Annotated in this window: 12 protein-coding genes; 4 read left to right on the forward strand and 8 right to left on the reverse strand. The window is 67.7% G+C overall.

Annotated features, from left to right (window positions below; all coding sequences use genetic code 11):
• Positions 1-45: 45 nt before the first annotated feature.
• The gene (locus XM1_RS17920) at positions 46-1221 is read left to right on the forward strand and encodes an amidase (RefSeq protein ID WP_068435892.1); all 1176 of its coding nucleotides are present in this window, start codon (positions 46-48) and stop codon (positions 1219-1221) included.
• A gap of 129 nt (positions 1222-1350) precedes the next feature.
• On the opposite strand, the gene XM1_RS17925 is transcribed toward XM1_RS17920, so the two are convergent.
• Together XM1_RS17925 and gor are read right to left on the reverse strand one after the other, a co-directional pair.
• Complete coding sequence (locus tag XM1_RS17925; RefSeq protein WP_068435895.1) at positions 1351-2226, reverse strand: radical SAM protein; 876 nt, start codon at positions 2224-2226, stop codon at positions 1351-1353.
• An 84-nt stretch (positions 2227-2310) separates the two neighbouring features.
• Positions 2311-3663: a glutathione-disulfide reductase gene (gene gor, locus XM1_RS17930; protein ID WP_068435897.1), complete on the reverse strand. Its 1353-nt coding sequence runs from the start codon at positions 3661-3663 to the stop codon at positions 2311-2313.
• 98 nt (positions 3664-3761) lie between these two features.
• On the opposite strand from gor, the gene XM1_RS17935 reads away from it, so the two are divergent.
• A complete protein-coding gene (locus XM1_RS17935) occupies positions 3762-5021 on the forward strand; it encodes an MFS transporter (RefSeq protein WP_068435899.1) in 1260 nt (419 codons plus the stop codon).
• A gap of 148 nt (positions 5022-5169) precedes the next feature.
• Here the strand turns inward: XM1_RS17935 and bfr (XM1_RS17940) are convergent, their stop codons facing one another.
• From bfr (XM1_RS17940) to XM1_RS17955, 4 genes are all read right to left on the reverse strand, one after another.
• The gene (gene bfr / locus XM1_RS17940; protein WP_068435901.1) at positions 5170-5652 is read right to left on the reverse strand and encodes a bacterioferritin; all 483 of its coding nucleotides are present in this window, start codon (positions 5650-5652) and stop codon (positions 5170-5172) included.
• The gene (gene bfr, locus XM1_RS17945) at positions 5649-6140 is read right to left on the reverse strand and encodes a bacterioferritin (RefSeq protein ID WP_068435904.1); all 492 of its coding nucleotides are present in this window, start codon (positions 6138-6140) and stop codon (positions 5649-5651) included. The genes bfr (XM1_RS17940) and bfr (XM1_RS17945) overlap by 4 nt, the downstream gene beginning before the upstream one ends.
• A 101-nt stretch (positions 6141-6241) precedes the next feature.
• Complete coding sequence (locus XM1_RS17950) at positions 6242-6649, reverse strand: Fur family transcriptional regulator (RefSeq protein WP_068435905.1); 408 nt, start codon at positions 6647-6649, stop codon at positions 6242-6244.
• Between the two features lie 74 nt (positions 6650-6723).
• Positions 6724-7701, reverse strand: coding sequence for a bile acid:sodium symporter family protein (locus XM1_RS17955; RefSeq protein WP_068435907.1), 978 nt, complete (start codon positions 7699-7701; stop codon positions 6724-6726).
• Positions 7702-7799: 98 nt separating this feature from the next.
• On the opposite strand from XM1_RS17955, the gene XM1_RS17960 reads away from it, so the two are divergent.
• Positions 7800-8258 (forward strand): hypothetical protein, encoded by a 459-nt coding sequence (locus XM1_RS17960; protein WP_068435909.1) that lies wholly within the window; start codon positions 7800-7802, stop codon positions 8256-8258.
• Positions 8259-8354: 96 nt separating this feature from the next.
• Here XM1_RS17960 and XM1_RS17965 read toward each other — a convergent pair whose 3' ends face one another.
• Both XM1_RS17965 and XM1_RS17970 read right to left on the reverse strand, forming a co-directional pair.
• A complete protein-coding gene (locus XM1_RS17965) occupies positions 8355-8621 on the reverse strand; it encodes a septum formation initiator family protein (protein ID WP_068435911.1) in 267 nt (88 codons plus the stop codon).
• Between the two features lie 159 nt (positions 8622-8780).
• Positions 8781-10580, reverse strand: a complete 1800-nt coding sequence (locus XM1_RS17970; RefSeq protein ID WP_068435913.1) for an ATP-binding protein — start codon at positions 10578-10580, stop codon at positions 8781-8783.
• Positions 10581-10652: 72 nt separating this feature from the next.
• On the opposite strand from XM1_RS17970, the gene XM1_RS17975 reads away from it, so the two are divergent.
• A complete protein-coding gene (locus XM1_RS17975; RefSeq protein ID WP_068435915.1) occupies positions 10653-11993 on the forward strand; it encodes a sigma-54 dependent transcriptional regulator in 1341 nt (446 codons plus the stop codon).
• The last annotated feature ends 84 nt before the right edge of the window (positions 11994-12077 follow it).

The raw sequence follows: 12077 nt of genomic DNA on the forward strand, positions 1-12077 counted from the left end.
TCCCTACAGGCCGCGCCGGCGGCGATGTAGTGGGGGCTTTCCGACATGCATGATCCGTTGAACGCATTCGCCCTGGGCGGCGACGTCTACCTGAACGGCGCCGAGACCGGGCCGTTGGCTGGCCTCACCTTCGCCGCCAAGGACGTCTTCGACGTCGCGGGCTATGTCACCGGGGCGGGCAATCCCGACTGGCGCCGACTGGCCGAGCCCGCCAAGCACACCGCCTGGGCGGTGAGCGCCCTGCTGGAATCGGGCGCCCGCCTGGTGGGCAAGACCCACACCGACGAGCTGACGCGCGGTATCTTCGGCGACAACTCCCATTACGGCACCCCCGACAACCCCCGCGCCCCCGGCCACGTGCCCGGCGGCTCCTCCAGCGGTTCGGCCGCGGCGGTGGCGGGCGGGCTTTGCTCCATGGCGCTTGGCACCGACACCGCCGGTTCGACCCGCGTGCCGGCCTCGTTCTGCGGCGTGTTCGGCCTGCGCCCGACCTTGGGCGTCATTCCCATGGACGGCGTGCTCTCCCAGTCCAACACCTTCGACACCGTCGGCCTGCTGGCCGACGACCCGGAGATCCTCAGCCGTATGGGCGAGGCGCTGCTGCGCAAGAAGATCAAGGACGTCCGCCCCGCCCAGGTCGTGGTGCTGGAAGACGCCATGGAAGCCTCGGACCCGGCGGTGGCCGCCGCCATCGAGGCTGTGCTGCCCCGCATCAAGGAGGCTGTGGCCCCCATCGTGCGCGGCCGCAAGCTCTCGCCCGTGCCGCTGGCCGACTGGGTCGAGCACCAGAATGCCATCCAGGGCCGCGAGGCCTGGGAGACCTTCGGCGAGTGGATCAACAATTCCAATCCCCGCTTCGGCTTCGAGGTGGCGGACAATTTCCTGCGCGGCTCCAAGGTGTCGCAGCGCACGCTTTCGGCGGCCCGGGGCTTTCGCCTGCGCGCCAAGCGCTGGGTACAGGAAGCGCTGGAAGGCAACGCCGTGCTGCTGCTGCCTACCACGCCCGTGACCGCGCCGCCCGTCCACTCGCCGCGCTCGGTGATGTGGGAGATCAGGCATCGCATCGTCAGCCTGACCACCATCGCCGGCATGGCCGGCTGCCCGCAGATCAGCCTGCCGCTGTGCAAGGCCGGCGGCCTGCCGGTCGGCCTGTCGCTGATCGGCCCGCGCGGCTCCGACGCAATGCTGCTGGCGGCGGCCAAGCGGATCGGCAAGGCTTAATTCCATTTCGTCATGCCCGGCCTTGTGCCGGGCATCCACGCCCGCCCGCACGGTCATTGTCCGAAGATTGCGGCACCACGTGGATACGCGGGTCAAGCCCGCGCATGACGCGATCAGCGCAGCGCCCCCCTAGAACCCCCGTATCCACCGGGGCCGCACGCCCGCGCCCTCGTCCAGGGCGGCGTCGATGCGGGCCAGCAGCTTGTCCCTGTCCCGGGGCAGATTGCCGGCCAGGGCGAGCGCGTTGCTGGCGTGGTTGGAGCGGAAGATCACCGGGGCGGGCGGGTCGAGGCGTTCGAGCAGGCGGCGCAGTTCCACCAGAACGCCGCGATCGTCCTGCCACTGGAACTCCTCGCCGAAGCGCTCGAAGAAGCGGGGCGCAACGTTGGTTTCCAGGCCCAATTGCAGGGTGGAGAGATAGGTGGGCGGCGCCCGGCTGACCAGTTCGGCCGTCTCGTCCATATGCGCCTCCCAGCCGGTCTTGCCGCCCAGGCCCAGGATCACCGTCGCCGAAACCTTGAGGCCGCATTGGCGGGCCTTGGCCAGCGCCGCCTCCATCTGCCTGGCCGAGCCCTTGGCGATGCGCTTCAACAGCGCGTCCGAGCCGGTCTCGATGCCGAGATAGACCAGCCCCAGCCGCTTGGACTTCAACAGCGCGATGTCGTCCTCGCCCTTGCCCAGGATGTCGAAGGGGGTAGCGTAGGCGGAAATGCGCTGCAGCGCAGGAAAGCGGAGCGCCAGATGGTCGCAGATGGCGGCCAGCGTCGCGGTAGGCAGGCAATAGGCGTCGCCGTCCGCCAGGAAGACCCGATGCGCGTCGGGCCAGTCGCGCGCCGCCTCGTCGATGTCGGCGAAGACCTCGTCCAGGCTTCGCGCCCGGTAGGTCTTGGTCTTGTACATGGAGCAGAAGCTGCACTGGTTGTAGCGGCAGCCCAGCGTCGCCTGGATGATCAGGTTGTCGCCTTCCGACGGCGGACGCCACAGGGGAAAATCGTACTCAAGCATAGTCCTATCCTTCGCCGGGATGCGGCCGGGACGGCCGCGCTCCGTGCATCCGTGGAGCGCGGGCATCCTGCCCGCCGACGACGTCTAAGGGCGCTTGTCGCGCATGGTGACGAATTCCTCGGCCGCCGTGGGGTGAATGCCCACCGTGGAATCGAACTGGGCCTTGGTGGCGCCGCATTTCAGCGCCACGGCGAAGCCCTGGACGATTTCCGGGGCGTCGGCGCCCACCATGTGCAGGCCCAGCACCCGGTCGGTGGCGCGGTCGACCACCAGTTTCATCATGGTGCGTTCGTCCCGGCCGGCCAACAGGTTACGCATGGGCTTGAAGCGGGTGAGATAGACATCGACGACGCCATAGCGCTTGGCCGCTTCAGCCTCGGTCAGCCCCGCCGTGCCCACCGGCGGCAACGAGAACACCGCGGACGGGATGTTGTCGTAATCCATGGCGGTGCTCTGGCCCAGGAAGGCGGTGCGCACGAAGGCCATGGCCTCGTTGATGGCGACGGGCGTCAGGTTGACCCGGTCAGTGACGTCGCCCACCGCCCAGATGTTGCGCACCGAGGTGCGCGACAGGCGGTCCACCATGACGGCGCCCTTGGCGTTCAGCACCACCCCGGCCTGTTCCAGGCCCAGGCCTTCGGTGTTGGGCACCCTTCCGGTGGCGTACATCACCAGATCGGACTCGATGGTCTGGCCGTCCGACAGCTCGACGCCATAGCCGTGGCCGCGCCGCTCGATGCCGCGCACCTGGGTGGTGGTGCGCAGCATCACGCCCTTTTTCGCCATCTCCTCGGCCAGGGTGGCGCGGATGTCGGAATCGAAGCCGCGCAGCAGGGTGTCGCCGCGCAGCACCAAGGTGACGGCGCTGCCCAGCGCGTTGAAGATGCCGGCGAATTCCACCGCGATATAGCCGCCGCCGACGATCACCACGCGCTCCGGCAATTGCATCAGGTCCAGCGCCTCGTTGGAGGTCACCGCATGCTCGATGCCCGGCACCTCAGGCAAAGCCGGACGCCCCCCCGTGGCGACCAGAATGGTCTCGGCGGTATAGACCTTGAGCCCCACCTGCACGGTGTGGGCGTCGAGCAGATGGCCCCTGCCCTCCACCACCGTGACGCCCGAATCCTTCAGCAGGCGCATGTAGACGCCTTCCAGGCGCTGCAATTCCTCGTTCTTGGCCGAGACCAGCCGCGCCCAGTCGAAATCGGCGCCCTCAAGGCTCCAGCCGAAGCCCAGCGAATCGGTCAGGTCCTCGGCGAACTTGGCACCCATGACCAGCAGCTTCTTGGGCACGCAGCCGCGCATGACGCAGGTGCCGCCCACCCGGCTGCTTTCCACCACCGCCACCTTGCGCCCCGCTTGGGCCGCCATGCGGCAGGCCCGCACGCCGCCGGAGCCGGCACCCAGGGTGATCAGGTCGAAATCATAGGCGGTCATGGGACGTCCCCGGTTGCTGCAATGCGGTCGTCGCATTCAACTTGGCATGTCGGAACGGCCGTGCCAAGGTGCGAGAGGATTCGTTGACCAGGACAACAATGTCGGAACGCCCAGAGCATCCCCTCGTCGCCCGCCTGCCGTTCCATTACGGCTGGGCCATCGTCGCCGCCGGTTGTCTCGGCCTGTTCGCGTGCCTCGGCATGGGGCGTTTCGCGCTCGGCATGCTGCTGCCCTCCATGGGGGCGTCGCTGGACCTTTCGCGCTCGGAGATGGGGGCCATCTCCACCGCCAATTTCATCGGCTACCTGTCGGCCGTCACCCTGGGCGGGCGCATGGTGGCGCGGCTGGGAGCGCGGCGCACCGTGGCGGCGGGGCTGGTGCTGGTCGCCCTGTCCATGATGGCGGTGTCCTACGCCCAGAGCTTTTCTCAGGTCCTGATCCTCTATGCCCTGACCGGCTTCGGCAGCGGCGGCAGCAATGTGCCCATCATGGGCCTGATCGCCCACTGGTTCGGCCGCCGGGTCAGGGGCCGCGCCGCCGGCTTCGCGGTCATCGGATCGGGCTTCGCCATCATGGTGGCGGGCGCCCTGGTCCCCGCCATCAATGCCGTCCAGGGCGCCGAGGGCTGGCGTCTGTCCTGGCTGGTCATCGGCCTGATCGTCCTGGCGGCCGCCCTGGTGGATTGGCTGGTGATCCGCAACCACCCCTCCGAACTGGGCCTGGGACCGGTGACGGGTAAAAGCCAGGCCGCGACGGAAGAAGCCGCACCGCTGTGCGCCGCCGCCGCGCCGCCCGGGGCCAAGCGCCGCATCCTCGCCCATCTGGGGCTGGTCTACGCCGCCTTCGGCTTCAGCTACGTCATCTACGCCACCTTCATCGTCACCGCCCTGGTGCGCGAACGCGGCTTTCCCGAGTCCACCGCTGGGATTTTCTGGTCGTGGATCGGCCTGCTGTCCCTGGCCTCGGGACCGGTATTCGGCAGCCTGTCGGACCGGCTGGGCCGCCGGGCCGGGCTGATGATCGTGTTCGGCTTCCAGGCCTGCGCCTACGCGCTGGTGGCGGCGCCGCTGCCCGAGCCCTTCCTCTACGCCTCGATCCTGCTGTACGGTCTGGCGCTGTGGGCGGTGCCGTCCATCATGGCGGCGGCGGTGGGCGACTATCTCGGCCCGGAACAGGCGGCCGCCTCGTTTGGCACCATCACCATGGTCTTCGCGCTTGGCCAGATCGTCGGCCCGGCCATCGCCGGCTGGATGGCCGATGCCTGGGGCGGCTTCTCCGGCGCCTTCGTCATGGCGTCGGCGGTGGCGGGGCTGGGCCTGGCCGGTTCGGCCTTCCTGCCCAGCCCGAAGAAGCATTGATATGTCCCTCATGCGCCGGGCGGATTTCTCCGAAACCCTTGGCTTTGTCCGCTGCGCGTTCCCTGCGGTCCGCGGCATAAGCCGCGCGGCCCCTTGGGCCTAGCCGCCTCATGACGAGATTCCTCGCCATGAGGCAGTCCCGTCGTCATCAGCCCCCGGCCAGTTCGCCCATGGCCGATTGCAGGTAGTTGGGCAGGCCCATGGAAGCGATCAGGCCCTGCTGGTTTTCCAGCCAGTCGATGGCCTCCTCCGCCTCTTCCAGGACTTCCGCCAGTTCGTGGCGGGTGACGAAATCCTGCTTGTCCTCGGCCAGGGCGATGGCGGCGACCAGGGCGGTGCGTTCCTTGACCATCATGGCCAGGTCGTTGGCGATGATCTCGGGCACGTCCTCGCCGATATAGAGCTTGCCCAAATCCTGCAGGTTGGGCAGCCCCTCCAGGAACAGGATGCGCTCGATCACCTCGTCGGCGTGCTTCATCTCCTCGATGGACAGCTTGTAGACGGCCTTGCCCAGGTCCTTGATGCCCCAGTTCTTCAGCATGCGGGCATGCAGGAAGAACTGGTTGATGGCGGTCAGCTGGACCTTCAAGACCTCGTTCAGCGCCTTGTTGACGGCCTTGTCGCCCTTCATGAGGCACCTCCGACCAGATCGCCGGCCGCCGATTGCAGGTAGTTCTGCAGGCCCAGGCGGCTGATCAGCCCCACCTGCTGCTCCAGCCAGTGGGTATGGTCTTCCTCGGTGTCGGACAGCAGCTCGCGCAGGATGGCGCGGGTCTCGTAATCCTGCTCCTTCTCGACCAGGGCGATGGCGGCCTTGAGCTCGCCCACCACCATGATCTCGTAGGCCAGGTCGTTCTTCAGCATCTCCTCGACGTCCTTGCCGATGGCCAGCTTGCCGCGCTTGCCCACGTCGGGGGTGCCTTCCAGGAACAGGATGCGGCGGATCAGCTTGTCGGCATGCTCCAGCTCTTCCTCGCGCTCATGGGCGATGCGCTCAAAGAGGCGGTTGAAGCCCCAATTGGCCATCATCCGCGAATGGGCGAAGTACTGGTCGGCGGCGGTCAGCTCGGCCGTCAGCAGCTTGTTGAGACAATCGATGACCTTCTTACTGCCCTGCATGGCAATGCCCTCCTTCAACTGTTGGAGGGATGATGCGGCGCACCCTGCGGGTTATCAAGATTTTTCATTTAAAATCAAATAGATCGCCATACATCTAAGACTTATTCGCGATTCTCGGCCGGTCTTATCCTGATCAGGATATCCACTCCGTCCAGTTCATAGCCGGGTGGCGGTTCGGGCAGGTGGTCGAGCACCGGCTGGCGTCCGGCGATATCGCTCAGGCGGCCGGTGGAGAGGTCGAGGAAATGATGATGCCCGGCCGGACAGGTGCAGAACCACGTCCGCTCGCCCAGGTCGATGCGGCGGACCAGCCCCGCCTTGGCGAACTGGTTGAGGATGTTGTAGGTGGTGGCCAGCGACAGCCGCAGCCCCTGCTCCGCCGACAGCCGGTGGGCCTCGTCGGCCGAGATGTTGCAGGCCCCCAGGCCGCCCAGCACGTCGAGCATGCCCCGCCGCTGGCGGGTGGGACGCAGACCGGCATCGCGGAGCGTGGAGTCGGAGGACGTCATGGGCTCATGTGCAATTGCGAGTGACTTGCACTAATTAACCCGAACGCCTCCTCCCGGCAAGGCGCTTTTGCCGGTCAGACCTCGTCCTGCCACTTCCGCGCGATGATGCCGGCGGCGATCAGCTGGATCAGGTGGTAAAGGATGGTGGGGGCGATGATCAGTCCCAGGACGGGCGAGGCGCCGAACATGATCTTGGCCATGGGCACGCCGGTGGCCAGCGACTTCTTGGTGCCGCAGAACACCCCGGCGATGGCGTCTTCGCGGTTGAAGCCCAGCCCCCGGCAGACCAGCCGCAGCAACAGGAAGACGAAGGCGAACAGCAGAGCCGCCCCGCCCACCGCCTGAAGGACGAAACCACTCCCCTGCCCTTCCCACACACCTTCGGCCACGGAATCCGAGAAGGAATTGAAGACGATCAGCAAAATGGTCAGGCGGTCGAGGGATTTCAGCCACTTCATGTTGCGCTCGAGCCAACCGCGCAGCCACGGCCGCAGCACCTGGCCCAGCACGATGGGCAGCAACACCAGCAGCACGATCTTGAGCAGCACCTTGCCGAGGTCGAGGGAGGCGCCGCTGGACGACAGGTACCAGTTGACCCAGAGCGGCGTCAGCACCACGCCGAGCAGGCTGGACAGGGTGGCGTTGAAGATGGCGCCCGCCACGTTGCCCCGCGCGATGGAGGTCATGGCCACCGAGGAGGAAATGGTCGACGGCAGCGCGGCGAGGAAGAAGAAGCCCAGCATCAGGTCGGGGGAAACCCGCCCGCCCAGCGCCAGGGCCGCCCCCCAGGCCAGGGCGGGAAACAGCAGGAAGGTGGAGGTCTGGACCACCAGATGCAGACGCCAGTTGACCAGACCGGCCTTCATGCGCTCGGGCGGGAGCGTCAGGCCATAGAGCAGGAAGACCAGCGCCACGCCGTAGACGGTGATGGCATCCATGTGCAGATGCCCGCCGCTCTTGCCGAAATCGGGCAGCACCCAGGCCAGCGCGACCATGGACACCAGTCCCAGCAGAAAGCCGTCGATACCGATACGGGCGAGAAGCTTGAACACACCGGACCTCGAACTGGCTGCGCCGTGGCGGCGACACTACCCCAACCGCCCCCCCCAATGTCATCGACTTTTACCCCCCGCTCTGGCATGAGGGAGGCATGCGAGGACTTCTCTTGACCGTCATGGCCGCCTTGGCTCTGACCATTCACCCGGCCAGGGCCGAGACCATCGAGGGCAACCGCATCTTCGTGGAATTCGCCTACGACGCCAGCACGCCGGAAATGGCCGCCGCCGAGAAATGGGCGCGGCCCCATTTCGCCAAGGCCAAGGCGGCGGGACGGCCCATCCGCGTCAGCGTCGGCCGCTCGCGCGGGACCACCCTGATCAGCCTGGAATCGGTGGCCGTCTGCGACCGGGTCAAGGCCTGCCCGCTGCTGGTGTTCCGCGACCTGACGGCGCGGCCCATCCTGGAAACCACCTCGTTCCAGAACGTGCTGATCGAATATCGGGGACAGGAAATCTTCCTGGTCATCCGCCTGTGGGAGGAGACCACCGAATGCCGGATCACCGGCATGGGCCGGGCCAAGTGCAGGAAGGTTCCGAAGAAAAGCGGCTAGTTGGAGCACGATCCTAGATCGTGCCCGGCCGCCATTGCGGCGGCGGCCAAGCTCGCGGAGGCGAGCGCTAAGGCCAAGGGGCAAGCAAAGAGCGCGTCAGCGCCGCTTGTCGAACACCACCACCTCGCCCTCGCGCCCCATGTTCAGCATGATGCGCGCCCGCTCTTCCAGCATGTCGGGGTCAAGGTGGTCGGGCCGCAGAAGCTGTACCCGGTGTTCCATCTCGGTGCGTTCGGACGCCACCCGGGACAGGTGCATCTCGGCCTCGAGAATCTCTGCCTGCAGCCGAAAGTAGGCCAGCACTCCGCGATCACCTTCAACGGTGTGGTAGGTGAAATACGCCACGGCGCCAAGCCCGATCATCGGTCCGACGACACGACGACAACGGCTGAGAAGTTCTTGCAACATGAAGGGGATGGAATCACATGCTGATTCATTGCGTCAACACATGCATTCACACCACGTTCACTTTTCCATCGGGCGAGTCACCGGTGTTGCATAAATGACTCACTTTTCTCATGGCTATGTGGAGACGCTCACATTGGGGAGCGTGATGACGAAGACCGCCCCGCCTCCGGCCCGGTTGTCGGCCCGGATGGACCCGCCCATGTCACGGATGATGCCGTAGGACAGCGACAGGCCGAGCCCCAGCCCCTCGCCCACCTCCTTGGTGGTGAAGAACGGTTCGAACACGCGGTCGGCCACGTCGGAGGGCAGGCCGGGACCGCTGTCGGCGACGGAGACCGCCACCTCGCCTCCCACCCGCACCGCGTCGATCACGATGCGCCGCGCCGGAGCATCGGCCACCGCGTCGATGGCGTTGGCCAGCAGGTTGACGAAGACCTGGTCGAGACGTCCGGGATCGCCCGACACCATCAGCCCCTCGGGCGGGTTCCAGACCAGATCGATCTCGGCCTGGCGCAGCCGCACCGCCAGCAGCGCCACGGCCCGGCTGACCGAGGCGGCGGGATCGGTGACCTGGGGCGTCACCGGGCTCTTGCGGGCGAAGACCCGCAGGTGGCGGATGATCTCGGCCATGCGGCGGCACAGATCGTCGATCATGGACAGGTTGGTTCCCGCCGTCGCCGCGTCGCCGCGCTCGACGAAGATGCGGGAACTGGCGACGAAGGTCTGGATGGCGGCCAGCGGCTGGTTCAACTCGTGGGCGATGGCCGCCGACATCTGGCCCAGCGCCGCCATCTTGCCGGCATGAATGAGTTCGTCCTGGGTCTCGCGCAGATGGTGCTCGGTCCGCTGGCGCTCGACGATCTCGGCGCTCAGCGCCTCGGTCCGCAGGGCCACCAGCGCTTCCAGAGTGTCGCGGGCGTCCAGCTTGGCCTTCAGCACCAGGCGGCGCTGGCGCAGATAGAGCAGCAGCAGGATGAAGGCGATCCAGCCCAGCCCGGCCAGGGCGGCGGTGGAGCGCACGTTGCTTTCCATGGCCTCCCAGTCGGCCAGGTAGTGGATGGTCCAGCCCTCCTCGTCCAGCGCCTGGGCCTGGGCGACGAACCGGGCGTCGCCGTTGCGCTCGAGCCGGGCGGCGTCCCCCAGGGAGAGCAGGACCCGCCGCTCCAGCGCCCGCAGCTGCACGGCGCCGTAGCGCTGGATGGCGTCAAGCTTGCGGCGCAGCTCCTCGGTGACCGGCCCGTCCACCGCGTATTTCCACTCCGGCCGGCTGGTCAGGATCACCACGCCGTCCTCGTCGGTAACCATGACCGCGTCGCCGCCCCGCCCCCAATCCTCCTCCAGGGTCTCCAGGTCGATCTTGACCACCACGGCGCCGATGATGTCGCCCGCCCGGCCGCGCACGCCCGAGGCGAGGAAATAACCCGGCAGCTTGGTGGTCACCCCGATGCCGAAGAAGTGGCCCGCACCGGCGCTCATCACCTGGGTGAAATAGGGGCGGAAGCTGTAATCGTTGCCCACATAGGAGAGCGGCGTGCGCCAATTGCTGGCCGACACGGTCACGCCCTTGCGGTCCATGACGTAGAGCGAGGCCGAGCGGGCGCCGGCGTTGATGGTCTCCAGCTTGGCGCTCAAGGCATCGGCCCGGTCGGGCTCGCCCTCCAGTACCTCGATCACCTCGCGGTCCAGCGCGATGGTGGCGGGCAGGTAGGAGAAGCGGTCGAGCGCGGCGCGGATGGTCGAGGCATAAAGGCCCAACCGCTGCTGCCCCATGACCAGGGCGCCGTCCAGCGCCTCGGCGCGGGCGCGCTGGTAGACCCAGGCCACCACCAGCCCGCCCAGCAAGGCCGCCAGCGCCAGCATCCCGACAACGGGACGGCTGGGCGGTGCGGCGGAAGGGGTGTCGGGCGAGGTCATGGGCAAGAGGCAATCACAGGCGCCTTCCCCCGGCAATTTGATTTTCGCCCCGGCTCGGTTATGGTCCTAAGGATGAGCGCCGGCCAGATTCTGTTCGTCGATGACGAAGAACCCATGCGGATCGCCGTCAAGCAGTGGCTTGGCCTGGCGGGTTTCGACGTGGCCGTGCTGGCGCGGCCCGAAGCGGCGCTGGCCCGCCTGTCCCCGGACTTTCCCGGCATCCTGGTCACCGACGTGCGCATGCCGGGCGGAATGGACGGGCTGGGACTCCTGAAGGCGGCCCAGGCCAAGGATGCCGACCTGCCGGTGATCCTGGTCACCGGCCACGGCGACATTCCCCTGGCGGTGGAGGCCATGCGGCTCGGCGCCTACGACTTCATCGAGAAGCCTTTCGTCCCCGAACGCCTGGCCGAGGCGGTGGGCCGCGCCGCGGAGAAGCGGCGGCTGGTGATGGAGAACCGCCGCCTGCGCGCCATGGGGGCCGGCGACGACATGGCGCGCCGCCTGATCGGCCCGTCCCGGGCCATGGAAAGGGTGCGCGCCGAGATTCAGGCGCTGGCCGGTCTGCCGCTCAACGTGGTGATCTTCGGCGACACCGGCTGCGGCAAGGAGCTGGCGGCCCGCTGCCTGCACGATTACGGCCCGCGCGCGCCCAAGCCCTTCGTGGCGGTCAACTGCGCCGCCATCCCCGAAACCATGTTCGAAAGCGAGTTCTTCGGCCACGAGGCGGGGGCCTTCACCGGGGCGGCCCAGCGCCGCGCCGGCAAGATCGAGCACGCCGACGGCGGCACCTTGTTCCTGGACGAAGTGGAAAGCATGCCGCTGGCGCTCCAGGCCAAGCTGCTGCGCGTCCTGCAGGAACAATGCGTCGAACCGCTGGGCGGCAACCGCAGCCTTCCCGTCGACATCCGGGTGATCACCGCCGCCAAGGCCGACCTGCAAGACGAGGTCCGCTCGGGCCGTTTCCGCGAGGATCTGTACTACCGGCTGCATGTGGCGGAAATCCGCCTGCCGCCCCTGGCCGAGCGCCAAGACGACATCGTGCCGCTGTTCGAAGCCTTCGCCGCCCGCGCCGCCGGGGCCCATGGGCGCACGCCGCCCGAACTGTCCCAAGGCGATTCCGGGGCGCTGCTGGCCCATGGCTGGCCCGGCAACGTGCGCGAGCTGCGCAACGAGGCGGAGCGCTTCGCGCTGGGCCTCGGCCTGCGGCTCGGGCGCCCGCCCGATCCCCCCGGCGACGGGGAAAGCCTGCAGGCCAGCGTCGCCGCCTTCGAGAAGCGCCGCATCGAGGAGGCCTTCCGGGCGGCCAGGGGCGACGTCGCCCTGGTCATGGCCCGCCTCGACCTGCCGCGCCGCACCTTGAACGAGAAGATGGCCAGGTACGGCATCGACCGCCGCCACTTCCTGGAATAGGCGGAATTCCGCCGATCCCATCCTGGGCGTTCGGCGGAATTCCGCCGATCAAACCCTAGACATGCGAATTAATTCAAAGCCTTA

It is taken from the genome of Magnetospirillum sp. XM-1, assembly GCF_001511835.1.
Taxonomy (GTDB): domain Bacteria; phylum Pseudomonadota; class Alphaproteobacteria; order Rhodospirillales; family Magnetospirillaceae; genus Phaeospirillum.